Origin of the sequence: Bradyrhizobium sp. NDS-1, assembly GCF_032918005.1 — a bacterium.
GTDB classification, from domain to species: domain Bacteria; phylum Pseudomonadota; class Alphaproteobacteria; order Rhizobiales; family Xanthobacteraceae; genus Bradyrhizobium; species Bradyrhizobium tunisiense.
In genome coordinates this window covers 4,991,769-5,013,567 of the sequence record NZ_CP136628.1, presented here as the reverse complement: position 1 = coordinate 5,013,567, position 21,799 = coordinate 4,991,769, and the positions used below count along the sequence as shown (strand labels likewise).

The window sequence follows — 21,799 nt, the reverse complement described above, 5'->3', positions numbered from 1 at the left end:
ATTTAATGCTTGATTAAATATGAGAATGATATTTAAATGGATAATAATCTTAGTCCAACCCGCGGTGTTGAATCTTGATACCCTTCCTGGACCTCAAAGCGCAATATAGCCAGATCAAGCCGGAAATCGACGCGGCAGTCGCGAGGGTCGTCAGTAGCGGGCACTTTGTGCTCGGACCCGAGGTCACGGCCTTCGAGGGACGCTTTGCAGATTATTGCAGGACCGCCCATTGCCGCGCGGTGAACAGCGGCACTTCGGCGCTTCACGTTGCCCTTCTGGCAGCCGGCGTCGGTGCCGGCGACGAAGTCATCACGGTCTCCATGACGTTCGTCGCAACCACCGCGGCCATTCTCTACAGTGGGGCCAAGCCGGTATTTGTCGACGTCGATCCGGTCACATGGACGATGGATCCCAGCTTGATCGAAGCCGCCATAACACCGCGAACCAAGGCGATCCTGCCAGTCCATCTCCACGGGCTGATGGCGGACATGGATCCGATAATGACCATCGCGCGTCGTCACGGGTTGGTCGTCATCGAAGACGCCGCGCAGGCGCACGGCGCGGAGTACCGTGGACGTCGTGCAGGCTCGATCGGCGATTTGGGATGCTTCAGCTTTTACCCCGGCAAGAATCTCGGAGCGTTGGGCGAGGGTGGGGCGGTCGTCACCGACCGGCCTGAATTTGCCCGTCGCGTGTCACTGCTGCGAGATTGGGGGCAGGAGGCGAAATACGAACATGCTATCCCCGGATACAATTATCGCATGGACGAAATTCAGAGCGCGGTACTGAACGTCAAGCTTGACTACATTGAGCGCTGGACGGAGGCGCGTCGGTCGTTGGCTGAACGATACAATGCATTGCTGTCCGATCTCCCGTTCGGACGGCCGCAGCCGCCGCAGCACTCCCGTCACGTGTATCATGTCTACGCGGTCAGATTGGACGGGCGCGATGACGCCCTGAAGCTGTTGCGCGACGCCAATGTTGGCGCTGGGATTCACTATCCGGTTCCGGTGCATCTGCAAAGAGCCTATGCAGAACTCGGCTATCGCGCCGGTGATCTCCCCGTCACTGAGATGCTCGCGAAAGACTTCCTCTCCCTTCCGATCTATCCGGAGATGCCGCCGGATGGGGCGAACGAAGTTGTCGCCACGCTGAGGAGCGCGGCGGCATGGCAGCCCAGCGTAGCCGTCAGCAACCAGGCCGAGCGTCAACTTAGTATCATGACATGGTCGCACAACAGGAGAGCGTCTTGATTGATCTCAAGGGTAAACGGGTTCTGGTCACCGGCGGGGCAGGATTCATTGGCTCCCACATCACCGACCTGCTCTGCGACGAGGGGTGCATCGAAATTGTCGCCCTGGACAATATGATCAGAGGCCGGCCGGAAAATCTCCGTCGCGCGCTCGGGCGTGGGCCGGTGAGATTGGTTCACGGTGATATTCGCGACCGCAAGATGATGGAAGCATTGGTCAAGTCCGCGGACATCGTCTTTCATCAGGCCGCGCTCCGCATCACTCATTGTGCGGCCGAACCACGCGTCGCCAAGGAGGTCATGGTGGACGCCACCTACGACCTCCTGGAGCTTTGCATCAAGCACGATATTGAGAAGATCATCGCGGCATCTTCGGCTTCCGTATATGGCATGGCCGAGGAGTTTCCGACGACAGAGCGGCAGAACCCGTACAACAACCGAACTCTCTATGGGGCCGCCAAGGCGTTCAACGAGGGGCTCCTGCGGGCTTTCAACGATTCATATGGAATCGATTACGTGGCATTCCGGTATTTCAATGTTTATGGCAGCCGGATGGACATCCACGGACGGTACACCGAGGTCTTGATCCGCTGGATGGAGCGTCTGGAAGCTGGATTGCCTCCCGTTATCTTTGGTGATGGCCATCAGAGCATGGATTTCGTTCACGTCCGCGACATCGCGCGCGCCAACATCCTGGCAGCCAGGGCGAAGATTACTGATGAGGTCTTCAACGTGGGGAGCGGCACTGAAACAAGCCTGATAGAGCTGGCTACGGTGCTTGCGTCCGTGATGGGACGCCGCGGCCTGAAACCCGAATTCGCGCCGGAGCGCTCGGTCAATCCGGTGCCACGACGACTGGCATCGACGGGCAAGGCAGAGCGTTTGCTAGGCTTCCGCACCACGGTTTCGTTGGAGCAGGGGCTCTCCGATCTCGTAAAATGGTGGCGATCCGAGCGCGAGCTCGCCTCGGACCATCAACGTCAGGCGGCGGTTTCGTGATTCCGATCGCCACGCCACTGCTTGCCCACGAAGAGGCTGACGCTGCGCGCGCAGTCGTGCTGTCGGGCTGGGTATCGCAAGGCCCGCAGGTCGCAGCGTTCGAGCGCGAGTTCGCTGCACTTCTCGGCGCGCCGCACGCCTGTGCCGTGTCCAATTGCACCACAGCCCTGCAGCTCGCCTTGGCGGCGTTGGACATCGGCGCCGGCGACGAGGTGATCACGGTCAGCCACTCCTTCATTGCGACCGCGAACGTCATCCGACATCAAGGCGCCACTCCGGTTTTTGTTGATATCGACCCCGAGACATACAATCTGGATTGTACTCGGCTGGCCGAAGCCATCACCGAGCGGACGCGCGCGATCATTGCAGTTCATCAGATGGGCATGCCATGCGATATGGCGGCGCTCTTGCCCATGGCGCGCCGCCACGGCATCGCCGTGATCGAGGATGCCGCCTGTGCCGCCGGATCGCGGATCCGGATGAATGGCGAATGGGAGCCGATCGGCAAACCGCATGGAGACATTGCGTGCTTCTCCTTTCATCCGCGAAAGGTGATCACCACAGGTGAGGGGGGGATGCTCACCACCGCGGTTGCCGAGCTTGATCGCAAGTTCAAGCTGCTGCGCCAGCACGGTATGAGCGTTCCTGACACGGTGCGACACAGTTCGTCGAGCGTGATCTTCGAGGATTACGTCGCCTTGGGCTACAATTTCCGAATGACGGATATGCAGGCCGCAATTGGGCGCAGACAGCTCGAGCGGCTTCCAGAGCTGGTAGCACGTCGGCGGGCCGTCGCCGCCAGATATATCGAACAGCTTGGCAATCTGGAAGGACTGCGGTTGCCAACCGAACCGGCGTGGGCCAGATCCAACTGGCAGAGCTATTGCGTTCGTCTTCCAGACCGCCTCGACCAACGGATCGTCATGCAACGCCTCCTCGATAACGGCATTGCGACCCGCCGCGGCATCATGTGCGCCCACCGTGAGGCGCCGTATTCGGGGCTCGCGCAAAGACAGGATCTGCGCCAATCCGAGCGCGCCCAGGATCGGTCGATCTTGCTGCCAATCTACGCACAGATGAGCGCGGAGGATACGTCGAAGGTAAGTGCTGCGGTGCGAGCAGAGCTAGAACGATGACTTCGGGGATCGCCGATCGGAAGCCATTGCGACTTTTTGTCGTGATCGCGAGCTATGGGACCGCCAACAATGCCTACCTGGATCGCGTGATCCAGGAGTACCGGTCCATGTCGTTCGATGTGGACATTGTCATCATATCCAACATCGACAAGAGGCCCGCTGCAGACGTCGAATGCATCGTCGGCCTTCCCAACAAGAATCCATGGTCGCTCCCCTTCGCGCACAAGGAGCTGTTTGCAGCGCGCGTTGATCGATACGATCTGTTCATCTATTCCGAAGACGACATCTTGATAACTGAAAGTAACATCAGGGCATTCCTGGACGTGACTTCGGTGCTGAATGAGGACGAGGTTCCCGGATTGATGCTCGTCGAGAAAGCCTCAGACGGCGAACTGAACTATCCGCAAGCCCATGGCTCCTTTCACTGGGATTGCACGTCGGTCAGGATCAGGGGCAAATACCACCTCGCGCAATTTACCAACGAGCACGCTGCCAGCTATGTGCTCACCCAGCAGCAGCTTGCGAGAGCGATTGCGTCCGGTGGATTTCTGGTTGGACCTCATGAAGGCAAATACGACCTTCCGTGTACCGCCGCAACTGATCCATACACCCAGTGTGGTTTCAAGAAGCTGATACCGATTTCCCACATCGATGATTTCTCGGCCCACCATTTGCCGAACAAGTATGTCAACCAGCTCGGCGTTGATCGCCACCAATTGGACGCTCAATTATCTGTCCTGATGCGGATTGCGCGCGAGGGCAGCAATGCTGTTCCGCTATTCAGTGCCGAGACCCGGCTCTGGCATAGCATGTATTCGAAGGACTATTACGAGCCGGCCAGGGTCGAAGTGTTGTCCGCTGTCCCCGAAAGCGCCGCGGTATTATCGATTGGATCCTGCTCGGCTGCGAATGAGCGTCGACTGCTGGAGCGAGGAAACCGCGTGGTGGCTATACCCCTCGACCCCGTGGTGGGCAGCGGCTTGGCCCAGCTTGGGGCTGAGGTGGTGTTGGGCGACGTTGTGACGGCGCGAGCGAAGATCGCAACGGAGCGTTTCGACCGCTTGCTTTTTGTCGATGTCCTGCAGTTCGTCCGTGATCCGGCTCATCTGCTCAGGCAATTTGCCGATCTCTTGGCTCCGGACGGCAAAGTGATCATATGCACGCCGAATCGACCCTCTCTTCGTTACGTCTGGGAATGCGCGAAATCCAGCAACGTCTTTCGGCACTGGGGGACCTTCGAGGCTGTAGGGATTCACGACACGACCATCGGAAAAATTCAAAGGTGGTGCGAGCAGGCTGGTCTGGCGATCGAAAAGATTGAAAGACGCGCTCCAAAAAGAACTCGTCCGATGTTGCAACTCCTGTCGCCCATACTTGCGCCCGATCTGATTGTCACCGCCAAAAGACATGAAGCGTGGAAGCCATTCTTTTGTGGCGGGCACGGGATGGAGCAAATGGAGGTTTCCGGAAGGAGAGCCACTTCATGAGCATGGAGGCCGCCACAAGGATCGAAATCCGAGATATGCAGGGGCAGGGGCGTGCCTTGCCGGTCTCGGATGCGAAAGATTACTATAGCCGCTCTCGCCGCGAGATACGGTCGTTGCTGCCCAGCCGCGCCTCGCGGATACTCGAAGTTGGACCTGGCGCAGGCTTCACTCTGATCTGGCTCAAATCGCTCTACCCTGACGCCACGACATTCGGGGTCGAGCTCAATCAGGCACTCGAGGTTGACCTGCGAGAGCATGCCGATGTCGCGATTATCGGAGACATCGACGACTTGATATCACGAGTCGGCAGCAAGTTTGACCTGATCTTGTTGCTCGATGTGCTTGAGCATGTCCCGGATCCAACCCGTACGCTCCAGGCGATCACGAGGAGGCTTCTCATGGATGGTGGTCGCGTGATTGTTTCCGTTCCGAATATCGCGCACCTTAGCGTGACCCTGCCGCTTCTTTTCCAACGTCGATTTGCCTACACGGATTCGGGAATTCTTGATCGCACTCATTTGAAGTTCTTTGTCGAAGACACAGCCCTCCAGCTTCTCAATGAGTCAAATCTGGTGGTCAAGGATGGTCTGGTCACGGGCCTTGAAGGTCCAAAGTCCAAGTTGCTGGACGGACTGACCCTCGGATTCCTGACCCATCACTTGGCAAAGCAATACATTATGGCGGGTGAGCTGACTGATGGGCCGGTTGCACAGCGGAAGATCAACTGGAAGAAGAGCCGGCTAATCAGCTAGTGCTGCGATTGGCAAGAGGCGGACCGCCTTGCTGCCCCGAAAATGCGCAATACCCCTCCAGCGTCTACGGGCCACTACACTCGGCGAACTGGCTCTCGGTCGCAGATTGTGAAATCATCGAAAGAAGGACCTCCGCATGCCGTCTGGAACATACGACGGGATCGAAGCGACTCCGTGAATCTGCGGACAGTTGTTCACGCACGCCAGACCAATGATCTCGGCGTGCGAGCACTGACGTCATGGCGCTGACGAGTTCATCCTTATTCTTCTGTGGCTGAAATCGCATAAGACATGAGGTATGCCAATTGGCCTTTTCGGAATCGCCGACCGGGTTCGCCACAACGAAGCCTCGGCTACCGTCCATACCGACCTGTTCACGCGCGCCGCCTACGTCACTCACAATCGCAGGCAACCCCGCGCTTAAGGCTTCCATGGAAGCCAGCGACCATCCCTCGAAGAAGGAGTTCAGAACGAAGCAATCGGCGGCGGCCAGCAGGACGGACGGATCAGGAAACGACTGCCGAAGGTGAATGCGGTCCTTGCAGGGAATCGTGTCGCGAAGAATGCGCACTTGACGTGTGTAAACTGCATCGTCCAGACGGCCGGCGATCAGCAGATGTGCCTTGCGATCATTCTCGGCGACCTCGGCAAAGGCCTGGACCAGGCCGTAGGCATTCTTCTGAACCGTATGACGGCCCAGCGAGAGAAAGAGAAATTCGTCATTGAGGCCTAGCCAGGCCCGGGCTTTCGACCGGTCTACTGCCGGGCGGTGAGTCTGGTTGAACGCGTTCGGGATGGTGATGACCGCGGACTCAGGATAGGATGGATTACCTGAAAGGTACTGACGCCTGACGAACTCGCTTACCGCGACGAAACGGGTGACGAGTTGTGATCTCTGGCGCTCTTCGCTCCAATTCGTGCTTATGGGCGTTGGAATGCCGTGGAGCGTCTCCAAGACCGGAATGCGGAAGTCACTGGCCGCCCGCAACAGCCAACCCGGCGGGTCGTGCGCGCTGACGACGTGAGGGCGGTTCGTCTCGAGCCATAGGCAAGCGTCTTTTGGTGAGGCGGCGACGACTGCTGTTCCCTCCCTCTGCAGAGTTGTGAACAAATGTCCGACGGGCGCCGGCGATGAATGTGCACACATTACCGTTACGCGAAGTCCAAAGTGGGGAAGGCGCCTTGCAAGAAAGGCGACAAATTCATCAAGCCCGCCAGCGTCAAGCACCGGAGTGACGATCAGGCAGTGCACGCGTCCCGGCGGTACAAGAAGTAAGTCGCCTGATCTCGACACGCTGGCGGTCGGAATCGAGGCGGGGGCGGCCGGTGCGGTCGGCGCGACGCTTGTAACGTATGGCACGAGGGGCCTCGACCAGTCGTCGATAATCCAGTCGCTTCTGGAAGCCAGCTGGCTGCTGATCAGGAGCTTTTTTGCGACACCTCTTACGCCTCGCGGCAGTCGCCAGGAGTTCCGTTGGGCCCAAAGTGTTGCGCGTTCGCGCAAAGAGAGGCCGTTCTGACTGAGACCCGTCTTCATGGGTTCAAATGCCGTCCGATGTCCTGATTGGGATATGCCGCAAATTAATAGATAATATATATTGCCTTGAAAATAAAAGCCAATTAAATGGACGTGCATTTTATTTGGCGCCCACTCTGGGAGTGCACGATCAATATGTCGCCTCGAGACCTCATAAGCGCCCGATCTAGATCGAGGGCGGTCAACATTGTCATCCAGGACTCTGGAATCACAGAGGCCCTTTTCGGGAGGCCTTCATGAGTTCCGTCGACGCGATCATTCCCTGCTATCAGTACGGGCATTTCCTCAAAGAGTGCGCCGAAAGTATATTGAAGCAGTGTGGATCTGAGTTGCGCTTGCTGATTATTGATGATGCGTCCACCGATAATACAGCCCAGGTTGCGCAAGAACTGGCTAGTTCAGATCCTCGGGTCGAGTTTCGCAGGCATGCTACCAATCACGGCCATATTGCTACCTTCAATGAGGGGATCGACTGGGCGGCTGCCGACTACATGATTTTGCTTTCCGCGGACGATTACTTGATGCCCGGGGCGATCGAGAGGTCCGTGAGGCTGATGGATGACAATCCGTCGCTCGGGCTCACGTTTGGCGGAGCGGTCGCGCTCCACGAGGGGCGGAAGGAGGCGGTGGCACCGCCGGCGGAACTTGGGCCTGGAACAAAGATACTGTCCGGCCGAGATTTCATCAGAATTGGCGGCGCCAGAAATATAGTGCTGTCGCCGAGCGTGGTCGTGCGTACGAGCCTGCAGAAGAAAATAGGGGGATACCTACCGGATTTGACGCACAGTGGTGATATGGAGATGTGGCTGCGGTTCGCAGCGCACGGTCCCGTCGGTTATATCGATGCCATCCAGGCCGTGTATCGCCGACATTCGACCAATATGTCTGGCGGATACTCCGCCGAGCAAGATTTCCATCAACGCAAACTGGCGTTTGAGCATTTCCTCGATCGTTGTGCTGCCGTGCTTCCAGACCCCGATGAGCTCAGGTGCTGGCTGACGCGCCATTTGGCGCTTGACGCGATCAGTTGTGCGAGCCGTGCCTTCAATGAGGGAGACGTTGGCTTGTCGGAACGGCTTTCGGCGCTCGCGTCAAAGCTGGACCCGGAAGTTACGCGATCGCGTCGTTGGTGGTTTCTCGCCTGCAAACGTCAGTTGGGATCGCGTGGATGGCAGTTGCTGCGGCCGGCGATCGAGCGGCTAAGGACGCCGTGATCGGCTCCGAGCTTCCAGACTGCACTACACTGGTGTTTTCGACCCCCAAGCGCGACTGCTTCCGGCGCGGCGGCCGGAAAATCTTCGTGTATGAACTATTTTTCAGGGCTCAGGCCCGGTACATCGAGAACTCGCGCAGCGACGCCCGGATGCCGATGCTGACTCCCCAGAATATCCAGAGGTAATTCCAGTAGTGGACCGTTAGCCCCGTGAACATGAGCATCACGACCGCGATGGTGAACGCGATGCGCAGCTCTGGCGCGCTGGGATCCTCCACCACCCCATTGAAGCGACCTTTTACGGGCAGGATGCTCGCGATGTTTGTCAAGGCAAGTAGGATTATCATCGGAAGTCCGAACCGGAGCGCAAACACCAGCCACACAGAGTCAACCGTGGTATCGAGAATGTCGTGATTGAGGCGACCGAACGCGTATCCGGTGAGAGGAGACTCCATGATCTTTTGGATGGCTGCGTCCCAGATCAACATTCGAAAGTATCCTGACACTGGATCGAAGGTCAGGTGGGAGATGATCCAGCCGATCGGGTGATTGGCGACGGCCATGATCACGACAACGATCGTAACGAGACACATCTGGAGCGCACGCCATCGTCCCGAATATTCCTTCAGTGCCGTATGATAGAGGTAGAGCATCAGGACTATGAGGCACGACAGGAGGGGCGCGGAGGACAAGGACAAGAGGCAACCGAAGAAACAAAGACCTGCCCAGAGCATCTTCGACAACGGGCGTTGCTCTGAGAACAGGAAGATGCCGCAGGCAACGGTGCAGTAGGTGCCCAGCAGAATTGGGTGGTCAAAAGTCGAGGCGGCTCTTACCCAATACAGCCTGAAGTCGGGCGAGAGCGGCGCATGGCTGCCGAAAGCGGCAGAGAACATCTCTTGAACAATGAGCCGGCCCGCAAGGTTATCGAAAAGGGCCAGCAGGACGATATAGGCAGTCACGATCTTGAATGTTTGGATAAAGGTATGGATCGCCGCTGGGCCGAAGAAAAATCCGCGTGCTACAAGATAGCCGCCCAGAAACTCGAGGCTTTCGGCGCCGGTCGATGAGATCGCACTCGACCCGCTCGTGTAGGAAGCGGCCACGAACATCCAGGCCGCGACGGCGAATGCAAGATAGTCGGAGGCGAGCGTGTGACGACCGGCCCTGACCAGTCTTGTCACCGCAGGAACTATGAGAAGCAAGATACCGATCCGCCCAATCGTCAGTTTCGCATCGGCGAGATACAGTTGGACTTGCGCCGCCGGCAGAATGAGTCCGGTCAGCACCAGCCATGCTGGCAGCGTACTGCATCGCTCGGGGACTCTCGGCGAGACCGTTCTGGTCAGGCCGAACTCGCCGCCTGCTACCGTGACACTCATGAGAGGACCGCCTTAGCCGGCGATCCGGCTTCGATCTGAACGCGCCGGCTATGGTCCTCAGTCAGATACCAGGTGAAGGTGATCGAACGTGGCGCCAGCCCCGTCGCAAAACGTCCGTTGTGAAAGACGTAAGGCCGATAGCCGATGTTGGAAACGAATCTCGAAATCTCGTCCGATGCAAACGCGCACATGAGTGCAGGCTGGTATTGCCTCAGCGTGCGCTCCGATCCTTGAAGGATGTCCAGTTCGGCACCCTGAGCGTGCACCTTGATCAAGGAGGGAGCCATGGCAAAGGAATCGAGCGTGCGACATTCGATTCCGTGCTCGCTCACAGTCAACTTGGATTGATCGAAGCGGTACATGCGGCCGGAATCACTCAGCCATTCGGTCGCCGCCTCGCGGGAGGTCGCCGCCATACCATCGCAAGCCCACCGCCCGTATGAGGGAACGAAGATTATAATGGTGCCCGGCTTAGCCCCGAGCGCGTAAGGCAATACTGAAACGGATCGGTCTCCGGCGAACCGTAGCTTGAGTCGGTCGGCCGAGAGGGGTTCTGGTTCGAAGGCGACGATACTCGATTGCGGCCTGAACTTCTTGAAGGCCCGAATGCTTTGTCCGCGGTTCGCCCCAATGTCGATAATCAAGCCGTCGGCTCTGGCGGTCCACGCGGCACCCCCGTACTCGGGTTTCGGAAGGTATGAAGCCGCCGCGTCCTTGAATGCAAATCGGGCGACGGCAACGCCGGGGATGTTCGCATATGCGAAACGGGCAAAAGGCTTCAAATTCATCGCGACGGGACCTTGCGCCATTTACGCGGCATGCAACCCGCTTCAGATTAAACAGAATAAATCAGATTGCAATAATCCGCGTTTAAATATATCAAATTATATGTATTAAATTGCGGAGCGGGTTCCAATGGCGACGGGGCTGAAGGCCAACGAAACGGATGCCTTGTATGGGCTGGCGGAAAGCCTCGTTTCGGAGGTCGCGGTGCTCATCGTGGGCTATCGCAACTCTGAGGACATCGTTGATTGTCTGCGAGCATTATCGCGAGCGACGACGTCTCCTTCTTTCGATATCTTCATCTGCGAAAATGGCGGTCAAGATGCCTACCGTCACTTGGTTGCCGATCTGATCAGCGAGGGAGGCCCTTGCATGCGTGGCCAGCCTCCCGAAACCGGGATAAATGACAATATCAGCCGATTTACCGACGTTGAGCGCCTGGTTCTGCGAGCAAGGTCATCAAATGTCTGGGTTGCGTGCGCTTCCGACAATCTTGGCTATGCAGGCGGGATTAACGCGTGGTTGCGTCCACTTTCCGCGATACCCACGTGGCGGGCGATCTGGATCTTGAATCCAGACACTCAGCCGACCGAATCTGCGCTGGCCGCGCTCCACGAACGGGCGGAGTCCGGCCGGAAGGCAATGGTGGGCAGCACTATTCTGGACAGCTTGGACGCGGATCACGTGAGATTCCGCGGTGGCCTGTCTTGGCAGAAGCTGGCGGCGAGAGACGTCGCCATCGGCCTCGGAGACGTTCTCAATGTGTCCTGCAACATCGCAGCCGTCGAAGACGCGATGGACAGCCCTTCGGGAGCATCGATGTATGTGACCCGCTGGTGCATCGAACGGATCGGCCTCATGGATGAAAGTTATTTTCTTTTCTACGAGGATATGGATTGGGGACTTCGCGCGAGACATTTGGGGTTGGGTTACGCGGCCGATTCGATCGTCGTTCACAAGCGAGGTACGACGACGGGATCGGCCAGAGGTTCATCGGCCATACCAGTGCTCTCCGTTTATCTCCAGCACCGCAATTGCGTTCGCTTTGTACGGCGACATTTTCCGTGGTCGGTGCCTCTTAGAGTCGCGGTCTCTCTCCTGTATGCACTCAGGTTCTTGCTGCAGGGAGCTCCAAACAACAGTCGTGCAGCGATCGAAGGGCTTGTCGCTGGATTAAGAGGCGAGATGGGCCGGCCAAAGGAGCGGATGGCCCAATAGCGAACGCAAATCGGGGGCACCTCCAGATGCGGCGAACGATCTTCATCCAGGCGGTTTTGTTGCTTGTCGTGGCGAGTTCCGGAGGAGATGGTATTGTTGCGCGCGCGGGCGAGCGTGACCCGATTCCCACCTCCGAGTGGCCCAACGCAACGAACACGGGAGTGCGTCCGAATGTGAAGCTAACGCGTTCCGGCGACGTTGTGGCAGATCAGGCGGGCGCAACCATTTCGGGCCTCGATATTGAAGGGCGCGTCCATATCAAAGCGCCGAACGTAACGTTGATCGACTCCAAGGTGACTTCCGGCTCATTTTACATCGTGCGAATCGAGCCCGGTGTCACCGGCGCAGTGATCCAGAACTGTGAGATCAACGGCGTTGGCTCCGGCAACGATGGCTCCTACGGCATAGTGGGCCAGGGTACGTTCATCGCAAACAACATCTACAATGTCGAAAACGGGATTGGTGTGTCCGGGTCTGATACGCTCATCCAGGACAATTACATTCACGATCTCGTTGCGTCCGGCTCCCCGCACTACGACGGCATCTCGATCGACGGCGGCAACGCCAACATCGTTATCAGGCACAACACCGTCATCAACACGCACACGCAGACATCGGCGGTCATGATCGATAATTACTTCGGACCGATCTCGAATATCCAGGTCGACGACAACCTGCTGATGGGCGGTGGATACACGGTCTACAGCTCCGCGCAGTTCAATGGCGGGACGGTCGAAGGGGTTTCCTTCACGAAGAACCGGATGGGGAGAGGGAGGTGGGGGTATAGTTCGATTGTGAAGAACGTCCCGCTCTGGCGAGAAAACGTGGATAACGCGACGGGCCGCACCATTGGTCCACGGTAAATCATAGGAAGACCAGGTCCCCTATTTCTGCACGCGCCGGAACCAGAATGAACCTGGCTGTCGCCAGGGTTCGCGCATCAAGACCGGACATGCGTTGTTCAACCTGTTGCTGTGGTAGCGGGCAAGCCAGTTGACTGCGCCAATGATCTCGAAATGTGCATTGAAGCTCAGAAAGGCCTCAAGGAGATACTGCTCATTCCACAGCCAGCGGTCGCGAAGCAGCCATTGAGCAGGGTAATCGTGTGGCGTGAAGACGTCGTGGACATGCACGATCACACTGGGACGGAGGAGGCCGAGTACGTGCAGGTACTCGTGCAGGACGTCGCCCTGCGGGCGAATGATGTGAGAGGAGTCGATGAAGAGAATGTCGTTCTCGTCCAGCGTCTCAAACAGGCTGTCGGGGCAACACTCGACCTTTTTTCTCAGGACCGTCACGCGCGCTGATTCGAGCCACGGCTGCTCAAACGGTTCAATACAGATCTGCTTACATTCGTAGCCCGGATTGTCCGTCCTGTTCGCCTCGATAGCGAGGCGGGCCATGAGCGTCGAATTGCCACTTCCGACCTCGACGATCCGCTTGGGTCGGAAATGACGGATCATGTTATAGAGAAACTCGGCGTCCCCAGGCTCGAACGAGCCGTTGTGGTACCCAAATTCGCTGGGTCCCTTCTGAAGGGTGGGAATCTTGAGCAATTCATCGCGGTAGGTAAATTGCTCGACCAGCTCAAGCTGTGCCGCTTCGTTCAAGTCCAGTCCGGCAACTTCTCTCGGACGATCCAGATCGCGCTTCAGGTCATTCGCGTAAACGATGGGCTCATAGTAGTGATGCCGCACGATGGCGAACTGAAATCTGTCGCAGACGGACCTCGACAAAGGAGCTCGATCACGGAGGCGGCTCAGGACGACCGCAAGCGGAGCAAAAAGAAGAACGACGGGCGCCAGAATCAGATCGAGTATTGTGTAAACAGACTTGCGGAAATAGTGCATGGATCATCACTTCCGATCTGATGAAGAAGAAACGGGGACGGTCTGCGGCCTAACAAAGCTCCACCTCGATACACGAGAATATTGTGGCCCATCGCCATTCCGCCGTCCAGACCAGACCCTCGCATGCGGATATCATCCAGGGCGGCGCTAGAAGCCCGGCCGTCTTTACCAGGCGGTAATGGCTGTATCTTCAAACGTAGCTTGCCGGGACAGCGCTGCGAGCCTGGCCTCAGCGGCCGTCGATTGCAGAGGCACGAGGACTCAGCGCGCGCTTTAAGAGACGCTACGGCCACGCAACCGGATTGGCCGCGCTCCTGACAGCTCCTCAAGCGAGTTCGATTGCCATATCTCACGTGCGTGTTGGCAGTGGATGCGCAGCTCCTGCCCGAGCTCTGCTGACGAATCCGAACGAGGTCCGGAAGATCTAACGGTTCGACCCAGCCATTCGCGGTCAGGCGGCGTTCTGACAGCGAGCTTTAGATGAGGTCGAGCACTTATATAACGAAAATTAAATCGAGAAATATAAGGCCAACGGCGGCGGGACGCATGCTTGTTGTCAACGCCAGAAGATAAAAGTGAATAAGTTCGAGGTGTGCTCTTGTGGCAACGCGCGAACACCCGCAATCTATTGCAGCTTATATAGCGGTGATGCTTCGGTTTTTTTTAATCCGGTTGAATTGTTCGAGCGGGTATCCAGAAAATGACCCAAGTGGCGCCGCCATCTTGTCCCAAAAAAGCCCCCGCCGATGGAGCATGACACCGGCCGTGGCGCGTCTTGGGGATAATCGCGCCCACGTGCACTGCACGTTCGATTTAACTGCAAAGGAGAATATATCTTGGCAACGACGACTGCGTGGCCTGATGCTACGAACACTGGGGTGTCGGCGGGCGTGACCCTCACTCCACACTACGGGGATCTCGTAATCGACACGGCGGGCGCCGTGATCAGCGGCCTCGACATCCACGGATCGGTCTTCATCAACGCTCCGAACGTCACGTTGGAGAACTGCAAGGTTACGACCGACGCGTTCTACGCCGTGAGGGTTGCGACGGGCGTGACCGGAGCGGTGATCCAGCACAATGAGATCAATGGCGTCGGCACGGGCAACGACGGCGACTATGGAATCATGGGTCAAGGGACGTTCATCGCTAACAACATCTACAATGTCGAGAACGGGATCGGGGTGGATGGAGGGAATACCCTCATCCAGGACAACTACATCCACGATATGATTGCGTCGGGATCGCCGCACTATGACGGAATCTCGATCGACGGGAAGAACTACGATATCACCATCCGCCATAACACGGTCATCAATGACCATACCCAAACGGCGGCGATCATGATCGACAACTACTTCGGGCCCGTCTCGAACGTCACTGTCGACAACAACCTGCTGTACGGTGGTGGCTACAACATCTACAGCTCGGCCCAGTTCAACGGCGGATCGGTCACGGGAGTGTCGATCACAAACAATCATATGGGCGGAGGCTATTGGGGCCCGACCGCATTCACCGGCAACACTCCCGTTTACACCGGCAACGTCAATGACAGCGAGACCCTGATCGCGACGCTCAACACGTCGGCGAACAGCGGCTCGGGCTCAGCCCCATCTGCCCCGACTGCACCATCCGCTCCTGTCATCGCGTCGTTCTCGACCGATAGCGGCACCGCCGGTGACAAGATCACCAACGACAACACCATCGAGCTCAAGGGTTCCGCTGCGGCGGGCACCACGGTCAAGATCTACGACGGTACGACCCAGCTCGGTTCGACGACTGCGGATTCGAGCGGCAATTGGGACTACATCACAAAGGTCCTTACTGACGCCAAGCATACACTCACCGCAACGGCGACCAATTCGTCGGGGCAGACCAGTGCGGCATCGTCTGCGTTGGCAGTCACCGTCGACACCACGGCGCCGACTGCGCCGACCATCGCCAGCAATACCGTTAACAGCGCCAATCAGGCGGTGTTGTCGGGCAAGGCCGAAGCGAGCAGCATCGTGAAGGTGTTCGACGGCACGACCCAGATCGGGACTGCGACGGCGGACGGCAGCGGTGCGTGGGCCTATACCTCCACCACCCTTGCAGCCGGTGCGCACAGCCTCACCGCGAAGGCAACGGACGTGGCAGGCAATACCAGCGTGGCGTCCACGGTGGTCACGGCCAGCATCAGCAGCTCGGCCCCGGCCACACCGACCTCGCCGACGTCACCGACCGCGCCGACTGCCGGTACGGTAGTCGAGTCGGCTGGCTCGACAACTCTCGTTGAGAGCAGCGGCAAATTTTACCTCAACGGCAGCACCGGCTCGGGCCCTACGCTGAAGGACAACGGTGTGGCGTTTGTGAAGGGGTCGGATGGCACCTGGGCACCGATTGGTGCGGAGAAGACCGCGACTGGCTATGAGGTTGTCTGGAAGGAGGCCAGCACCGGTCAGTACACGGCGTGGAACACCGACACCAACGGCAACTACGTTTCCCATGTCGACACCCTGACCGGGTCAACGTGGGGCGGCTCCGTGTCGGGTACGGACTCTGGCCTGAAATCGCTGGAGACCACCTTCCATCAGGATCTGAACGGTGACGGTCAGATCGGTACTTCCACTGCCACCGCACCGACGTCGCCAGCGCCGACCACTGGCAAAGTAGTCGAGTCTGCTGGTGTGACAAGTCTCGTTGAGAGCGGCGGCAAATTCTACCTCAACGGCAGCAGCGGAACGGGCCCCTCCTTGAAGGATGGCGGTGCCGATTTCGTGAGCGGGTCAGATGGCACCTGGACTCCCATTGGTGCGGAGAAGACGGCGACGGGCTATCAGGTTGCTTGGAAGGAGGCGAGCACGGGTCAGTACACGGCCTGGAACGTCGACAACAACGGCAACTACGTCTCCCATGTCAGCTCCCTGACCGGCTCCGCGTCGGGCGGCTCCGTGTCGGGTACGAACTCCGGCCTCAAGTCACTCGAGACCGGCTTCCATCAGGATCTGAACGGTGACGGGCAGATCGGTACGTCCAGCGTAGCTACGTCGTCCACTGCAACCAACAGCACCGTTGCTGCTGCCGGCAGTACGTTGGTAGCCTCCCCAGGCAACACGACCCTGAAGAGCACCTCAGGCAATGACACCTTCGTTGGCAGCAGCCAGGCCGACACTTTCGTGTTTGGCGCAAACTTCGGCAACGACGTCATCAAGGGGTTCGTTGCCCGCGGTCCTGCGCACGACACGATCGAGTTCAGCAAGAGTGTGTTCGACAGTTTTGCGAGCGTTCTCTCCCACGCGACTCAGTCGGGCGCCGACGTCGTGGTCGCGACCGGGAGCGATACGCTCACGCTGAAGAACACGCAGCTCGACAAGCTGAACAGCCACGACTTCCACTTCGCGTAGGAGAAGGTCGGCCATTACGATTTGGTACTCAATAACTGCCTCGGGGGATCACTTGGGGATCGCCCGACAAAGGCATCACTAAAGGGCAGGTGTCATGACTGACGTTGGGCGGCGGGGGGTATTCCCCCCGCCCGCGAATCTCTATCGAAATCCACTTTTGCATTTGTCAGGACTATGGTCGTCCGGGCGCCAGTTGGCAGATGATGCCGAACGGCCGACGTGGCGGCTAGTCGACTGGGCAAGGCGCGGCGTTGAGGCCTTGCGGCAGCGGATATTCGTCGCTCGCTTCGGACCGGCGGAGAACTATGAGGAGCCGCAGTCGGAGATGTCGGCATTCCTGCGGTCTTGCCGCCGGATATTCTGGGCACTCGCGGCCTTTAGCGGGATGAGCAATCTCCTCATGCTCACTGGTTCGTTTTTCATGCTGCAAGTCTATGATCGGGTGCTGCCCGGGCGCAGCATACCGACGCTGATCGCCTTGATGGTTCTGGCCACGGTGCTCTACCTGTTTCAGGGTGGGCTCGACTTCGTCAGAAGCAGGATCAGCGCGCGGGTCGGTCGCTATTTCGATGAGAGGCTCGGAATTCGCATATTCGACGCGCTTGTTCGTCTGCCTTTGAAGACCAGGGCCGATGGCGACGGCCTGCAGCCGGTGCGGGATCTTGATCAGGTCCGCGGTTTCCTGTCGAGCGGAGGGCCGACCGCGCTGTTCGATCTGCCCTGGATGCCGATCTATCTCGGTGTCTGCTTCTTTTTCCACTTCTGGATTGGCGTCACTGCGCTGGCCGGCGCGCTGGTGCTGATGGGCACTACTATGCTCACCGAAACGCGCACGCGTGGGCCGGCAAAGGCGTCCTCGCGTCTGGCGGTCTCGCGAACGGCACTCGCGCTCGAGGGGAGGCGAAATGCCGAGGTTCTGCAGGCCATGGGCATGCGGCAGCAAGCGGCGTTGCGCTGGCAGGATGTCAACGCCAAGTACCTCGCGGCACATGAGCGGGCCAGCGACGTCGTTAACGGGCTGGGGGGCGCCTCCAAGATCTTTCGAGCGATCCTGCAATCGCTGGTTCTTGCGGTCGGCGCTGTCCTCGTCATCAACCAGGAATCGACCGCCGGCATCATCATTGCCGGATCGATCCTCACCGCGCGGGCGTTGGCGCCCGTCGAAATGGCCATTGCGAATTGGAAAGGGTTCGTCGCTGCGCGGCAATCCGGACGACGGCTCGATGCTTTGCTAAAGCTTCTCCCCGGCGAGGAGGAGCGGCTGGCATTGCCGCCTCCTGTTGATACTCTCACCGTCGAGCATCTCTATGTTGGCGCGCCGAACTCGGAGCGGCCCACGGTCAATGAAGTGTCGTTCCAATTGCGGAGCGGGCAGGCAGTTGGAATCATTGGGCCGAGCGGATCCGGCAAATCGACGCTGGCACGTGCGCTGGTGGGCGTATGGCCGAGCATTCGAGGCCGCATACGGCTGGACAACGCCGCACTCGATCACTGGTCTTCCGACGCCCTCGGCAAGCACATCGGGTACCTGCCGCAGGACGTGGAATTGTTTGACGGCAGCGTTGCGATGAACATTGCGCGGTTCGATCCGCAGGCGACGGCCGCCGCTGTTCTGGAGGCCGCGCATGCCGCGGGCGCGCACGATCTCATCCTCTCGTTTCCGGACGGCTACGGCACGAAGATCGGCGAGGGAGGATTGGCGCTGTCGGCGGGGCAGCGGCAGCGGATCGCGCTCGCACGCGCCTTCTACGGCAAACCGTTCCTGGTCGTGCTCGATGAGCCATCCTCCAATCTCGACGCCGAGGGAGAGGAGGCGCTGACCGAGGCGATCCTGAACGTGCGCCGCCGCGGCGGCATCGTCGTCGTGGTCGCGCATCGCCCGAAGGCGCTTGAAGGCGTCGATCACGTCTTGTGCCTCGGGGAAGGCAGGGTTCAGTCCTTCGGCAAGAGAGAGGAGGTCCTGAAGAAGGTGTTGCGAAACCCCGTGCCGCTCAAGGTGGTAGCGGAAGCTCAAGGAGGCAACCGATGAACGGACAGGTGGCGCCGGCGATGCAGTCCATCCAGCGTTACATGATCGTCGGTATGATCATGTTCGGCCTGGTGACATTTGGGGTCGGCGGTTGGGCGACAACGAGCCAGCTGTCGGGCGCGGTGATCGCCCAGGGCGTGGTCGTGGTGGATTCGAGCGTCAAGAAGGTTCAGCACGCCACCGGCGGGATCGTGGGTGAGTTGCGCGTGCGCCAGGGCGATCGGGTCAATGCGGGCGACGTTTTGATCCGCCTCGACGAGACTCAGACGCTCGCCAATGCGACGATCGTCACGAACAGCATCGATGAGCTGCTCGCGCGCCAGGCTCGTCTTGAGGCCGAGCGCGATGGTGCCGAGCAGCTCGTGTTTCCCAAGGTGCTGCTCGACCGAGCCAAGGAGAGCAACTCCGAGGCTAGCCGCGTAGTCACTGCGGAGAGGAAGCTGTTCGACCTTCGCCGTCAGGCAAGGAGCGGCCAGAAAGCGCAGTTGCAGGAGAAAGGCGCACAGCTGGAGAACGAGATCAAGGGCTATACCGGGCAGACCGAGGCCAAGCAGAAGGAGGTCGAATTCATCCGCCAGGAGCTGGAAGGCGTGCGCAGCCTCTGGCAAAAGAATCTGGTGCCGATCACGCGGCTCAATTCCCTCGAACGCGACTCCGCGCGCATCGAAGGCGAGCGCAGCCAGTTGGCCGGCATGATTGCGCAATCCAAAGGCAAGATCTCCGAAATCGGCCTCCAGATCATTCAGATCGACCAGGACCTGCGGACGGAAGTCGGCAAGGACCTGATCGAAACGCGCTCAAAGCTCTCCGAACTGGGCGAGCGCAAGACTGCGGCGGTCGATCAATTGCATCGGATCGATATCAGGGCGCCACAGTCCGGCCGCGTCCACGAGCTTAGCGTCCACACGATCGGCGGGGTCATCTCGCCCGGTGAGCAAATCATGCTGATCGTACCTGACGCGGACTCGCTTGCCATCGAGGTCAAGATCGCACCGCGCGACATCGACCAAGTCTATGTGGGGCAGACCGCGACAATGCGCTTCGCAGCGTTCAACCAGAAGACCACTCCGGAGATCGACGGAGAGGTCAGCATGGTCTCGGCAGATATCACGCAGGATCAGCGCGCAGGCACGAGTTATTACACGGGCCGCATCCTGCTGAAGCCGGAGGAGTTGGCGAAGCTCGGCTCGGCCAAGCTGCTGCCCGGAATGCCGGTCGAGGTCTTCATCAAGACGGCTGGTCGGACCGCGCTTTCATACTTGCTCAAGCCGCTGCAGGATCAGGCCGGGCGTGCGTTCAAGGAGCGCTGAGTTGGTGCAAAATGGCAGCAGCGCTCGACTGCATGTCTTCGGGACTGGCGCCCTTGCTCTGATCGTCGGTGGTGCGACCAGCTCCTGAAGGCACGGCCGGGCGGTCGCAAGCACCGGGAGCGGTCGTGCCGGTCCAACGATCGCCCACCTCAAACCGGACCGGAGTCTGCGGTCTGGTTTGAAGGGGCCGCGGCATTCTGGCTATAGGCGCGCCGCAAGACATCGGGTGGAGCGAACGTAATGAGATCGCGCACCTCCCGATCAACCGTAGTAAATCGCGCGTCATTGAATGGCTCAACCGCGCGAGATGCTTGTTGCCCCTCGCAGAGACGGTGGGATGCTCGAACGATCGTCCGCTCAGTACGTCCATCCGTCTGGCGTGCAGGCTCATTGCGGCCACGAATCCGAGTATCGAAGCTTCGGCTCCCAGAATGACGAGTAGCTCGACTGGCATGTGAACTAGGTCCTGCTCGAGGAAGTTCACTCCGGTAAATATTTAAATCAAAGATAAAATATGTCGGTGGCGATTTATTGCCCGCGATGGCGACGCACGACCTGCGTCGCGCCGAGCAACAACGCTTTCCACCAAGGGCAAGCGGCGCCTATCGAGGCGTCTCTCATCGTCCCTTCGTCTGATTACCGCTCGTCCTTGCGGGGCCACCGCCGTCACCGTGTCTCTCGCAAAGGTAGGTTGTATTTAGCAAATATTGCTATTGCCATTTAAATTGCGATATATATAGAATATTAAACTTGGATTCTGCGGTCAAGCCCGCCCGCGCCGGCTGGACCCGACATGGTTTGGCGTTCGGAGGGGATCGGCAGATGCGCCGAACCTCGGGCCCGGTCATCGCGGCAACCATAGCGATCGTGATCGGGGGCGTTCAGTGGGCGCTGGCGTTGTCGACCTTGCCAGCGGGCCCCCAAGCGGACCTCGCGCACATCGAGCTGGGACGCCCGACGCTTCCGCCACTCACTTACACGGTGTTCTGTCTGCGCTATGAGACCGAATGTCGTCCGCGACGCTTTTTCCGCGGCGGGCCGGTCCGCCTGACGTAGGAACGGTGGGCAGAGCTGAAAGCAGTCAATCGCGCAGTGAACCGGGCCATTGCTCCGCAACTTAACGAACTCGGGCTAGCAGGTGAGGAGTGGCTCGTTAACCCGGCTCGCGGCGATTGCAACGACTACGCAGTGAGCAAGCGTCATGAACTGCTGAAACGTGGCTGGCCGGCGCGGGTTTTGCTATTGAGCGAAGTGGTGACGGGTTCTGGAGACCATCACCTTGTGCTCGTGGTGCGCGCCAGGACTGGCGATCTGGTCCTCGATAATCTAACGCCAGAGATCAAGCCTTGGTCGCGGGCACCGTACGGTTGGGTCCGGATGCAGGCCCCGCGCGATAGTCGAATGTGGGCGACGACCGGCCGCTCAGGAGCATGATTCCTGCGGCGGGCGGCAGAAGCCGGCGACAGGC

The 21,799-nt window shown here is 59.1% G+C and carries 16 protein-coding genes; 12 read left to right on the top strand and 4 right to left on the bottom strand.

The features are described 5' to 3' along the window. Nucleotides 1–74: 74 nt before the first annotated feature. Genes RX330_RS23760 through RX330_RS23740 form a run of 5 tightly spaced genes read left to right on the top strand, consistent with a single transcriptional unit; the run spans nt 75 to nt 5,626 of the window. Complete coding sequence (locus RX330_RS23760) at nt 75–1,253, top strand: DegT/DnrJ/EryC1/StrS family aminotransferase (protein ID WP_317240023.1); 1,179 nt, start codon at nt 75–77, stop codon at nt 1,251–1,253. Then, nucleotides 1,250–2,251, top strand: coding sequence for an NAD-dependent epimerase/dehydratase family protein (locus RX330_RS23755; protein ID WP_317240022.1), 1,002 nt, complete (start codon nt 1,250–1,252; stop codon nt 2,249–2,251). Before RX330_RS23760 ends, RX330_RS23755 begins: the two co-directional genes overlap by 4 nt. After that, nucleotides 2,191–3,387: a DegT/DnrJ/EryC1/StrS family aminotransferase gene (locus RX330_RS23750; RefSeq protein ID WP_375848971.1), complete on the top strand. Its 1,197-nt coding sequence runs from the start codon at nt 2,191–2,193 to the stop codon at nt 3,385–3,387. Before RX330_RS23755 ends, RX330_RS23750 begins: the two co-directional genes overlap by 61 nt. Beyond that, nucleotides 3,384–4,874 (top strand): class I SAM-dependent methyltransferase, encoded by a 1,491-nt coding sequence (locus tag RX330_RS23745; RefSeq protein ID WP_317240020.1) that lies wholly within the window; start codon nt 3,384–3,386, stop codon nt 4,872–4,874. Before RX330_RS23750 ends, RX330_RS23745 begins: the two co-directional genes overlap by 4 nt. Beyond that, nucleotides 4,871–5,626 carry a class I SAM-dependent methyltransferase gene (locus tag RX330_RS23740; RefSeq protein ID WP_317240019.1) on the top strand — a complete coding sequence of 252 codons (756 nt, stop codon included), beginning with the start codon at nt 4,871–4,873 and terminating at the stop codon, nt 5,624–5,626. Before RX330_RS23745 ends, RX330_RS23740 begins: the two co-directional genes overlap by 4 nt. A gap of 64 nt (nt 5,627–5,690) precedes the next feature. Here RX330_RS23740 and RX330_RS23735 read toward each other — a convergent pair whose 3' ends face one another. Continuing rightward, nucleotides 5,691–7,163 (bottom strand): glycosyltransferase family 4 protein, encoded by a 1,473-nt coding sequence (locus RX330_RS23735; protein WP_317240018.1) that lies wholly within the window; start codon nt 7,161–7,163, stop codon nt 5,691–5,693. 236 nt (nt 7,164–7,399) lie between these two features. Here RX330_RS23735 and RX330_RS23730 point away from each other — a divergent pair, with 236 nt between their 5' ends. Next, a complete protein-coding gene (locus RX330_RS23730; protein ID WP_317240017.1) occupies nt 7,400–8,377 on the top strand; it encodes a glycosyltransferase family 2 protein in 978 nt (325 codons plus the stop codon). A gap of 109 nt (nt 8,378–8,486) precedes the next feature. Here RX330_RS23730 and RX330_RS23725 read toward each other — a convergent pair whose 3' ends face one another. Both RX330_RS23725 and RX330_RS23720 read right to left on the bottom strand, forming a co-directional pair. Beyond that, on the bottom strand, nt 8,487–9,758 hold the full coding sequence (locus RX330_RS23725; RefSeq protein ID WP_317240016.1) for a hypothetical protein: 1,272 nt from the start codon (nt 9,756–9,758) through the stop codon (nt 8,487–8,489). Further along, a complete protein-coding gene (locus RX330_RS23720; RefSeq protein ID WP_317240015.1) occupies nt 9,755–10,567 on the bottom strand; it encodes an FkbM family methyltransferase in 813 nt (270 codons plus the stop codon). The genes RX330_RS23725 and RX330_RS23720 overlap by 4 nt, the downstream gene beginning before the upstream one ends. A 106-nt stretch (nt 10,568–10,673) precedes the next feature. On the opposite strand from RX330_RS23720, the gene RX330_RS23715 reads away from it, so the two are divergent. Then, nucleotides 10,674–11,759 (top strand): glycosyltransferase family 2 protein, encoded by a 1,086-nt coding sequence (locus tag RX330_RS23715; protein WP_317240014.1) that lies wholly within the window; start codon nt 10,674–10,676, stop codon nt 11,757–11,759. A 26-nt stretch (nt 11,760–11,785) separates the two neighbouring features. Then, entirely contained in the window at nt 11,786–12,622 is an 837-nt protein-coding gene (locus RX330_RS23710) for a right-handed parallel beta-helix repeat-containing protein (protein WP_317240013.1), read from the top strand. A gap of 21 nt (nt 12,623–12,643) precedes the next feature. Here RX330_RS23710 and RX330_RS23705 read toward each other — a convergent pair whose 3' ends face one another. Further along, nucleotides 12,644–13,609, bottom strand: a complete 966-nt coding sequence (locus RX330_RS23705) for a class I SAM-dependent methyltransferase (RefSeq protein WP_317240012.1) — start codon at nt 13,607–13,609, stop codon at nt 12,644–12,646. A gap of 836 nt (nt 13,610–14,445) precedes the next feature. Here RX330_RS23705 and RX330_RS23700 point away from each other — a divergent pair. From RX330_RS23700 to RX330_RS23685, 4 genes are all read left to right on the top strand, one after another. Further along, the gene (locus RX330_RS23700; RefSeq protein WP_317240011.1) at nt 14,446–16,992 is read left to right on the top strand and encodes an Ig-like domain-containing protein; all 2,547 of its coding nucleotides are present in this window, start codon (nt 14,446–14,448) and stop codon (nt 16,990–16,992) included. Between the two features lie 325 nt (nt 16,993–17,317). Then, complete coding sequence (locus tag RX330_RS23695) at nt 17,318–19,021, top strand: type I secretion system permease/ATPase (protein WP_317240010.1); 1,704 nt, start codon at nt 17,318–17,320, stop codon at nt 19,019–19,021. Further along, the gene (locus RX330_RS23690; protein WP_317240009.1) at nt 19,018–20,331 is read left to right on the top strand and encodes an HlyD family type I secretion periplasmic adaptor subunit; all 1,314 of its coding nucleotides are present in this window, start codon (nt 19,018–19,020) and stop codon (nt 20,329–20,331) included. Before RX330_RS23695 ends, RX330_RS23690 begins: the two co-directional genes overlap by 4 nt. 1,092 nt (nt 20,332–21,423) lie before the next feature. Continuing rightward, nucleotides 21,424–21,765 carry a transglutaminase-like cysteine peptidase gene (locus tag RX330_RS23685; protein WP_317240008.1) on the top strand — a complete coding sequence of 114 codons (342 nt, stop codon included), beginning with the start codon at nt 21,424–21,426 and terminating at the stop codon, nt 21,763–21,765. Nucleotides 21,766–21,799 lie beyond the last annotated feature (34 nt).

What these genes read in the sequence shown, in the direction of transcription:
- RX330_RS23750 (WP_375848971.1), top strand. Translation starts at nt 2,191, where the DNA reads ATGGTGGCGATCCGAGCGCGAGCTCGCCTCGGACCATCAACGTCAGGC.
- RX330_RS23745 (WP_317240020.1), top strand. Translation starts at nt 3,384, where the DNA reads ATGACTTCGGGGATCGCCGATCGGAAGCCATTGCGACTTTTTGTCGTG.
- RX330_RS23740 (WP_317240019.1), top strand. Translation starts at nt 4,871, where the DNA reads ATGAGCATGGAGGCCGCCACAAGGATCGAAATCCGAGATATGCAGGGG.
- RX330_RS23735 (WP_317240018.1), bottom strand. Translation starts at nt 7,163, where the DNA reads ATGAAGACGGGTCTCAGTCAGAACGGCCTCTCTTTGCGCGAACGCGCA.
- RX330_RS23730 (WP_317240017.1), top strand. Translation starts at nt 7,400, where the DNA reads ATGAGTTCCGTCGACGCGATCATTCCCTGCTATCAGTACGGGCATTTC.
- RX330_RS23725 (WP_317240016.1), bottom strand. Translation starts at nt 9,758, where the DNA reads ATGAGTGTCACGGTAGCAGGCGGCGAGTTCGGCCTGACCAGAACGGTC.
- RX330_RS23720 (WP_317240015.1), bottom strand. Translation starts at nt 10,567, where the DNA reads ATGGCGCAAGGTCCCGTCGCGATGAATTTGAAGCCTTTTGCCCGTTTC.
- RX330_RS23715 (WP_317240014.1), top strand. Translation starts at nt 10,674, where the DNA reads ATGGCGACGGGGCTGAAGGCCAACGAAACGGATGCCTTGTATGGGCTG.
- RX330_RS23710 (WP_317240013.1), top strand. Translation starts at nt 11,786, where the DNA reads ATGCGGCGAACGATCTTCATCCAGGCGGTTTTGTTGCTTGTCGTGGCG.
- RX330_RS23705 (WP_317240012.1), bottom strand. Translation starts at nt 13,609, where the DNA reads ATGCACTATTTCCGCAAGTCTGTTTACACAATACTCGATCTGATTCTG.
- RX330_RS23695 (WP_317240010.1), top strand. Translation starts at nt 17,318, where the DNA reads ATGTCGGCATTCCTGCGGTCTTGCCGCCGGATATTCTGGGCACTCGCG.
- RX330_RS23690 (WP_317240009.1), top strand. Translation starts at nt 19,018, where the DNA reads ATGAACGGACAGGTGGCGCCGGCGATGCAGTCCATCCAGCGTTACATG.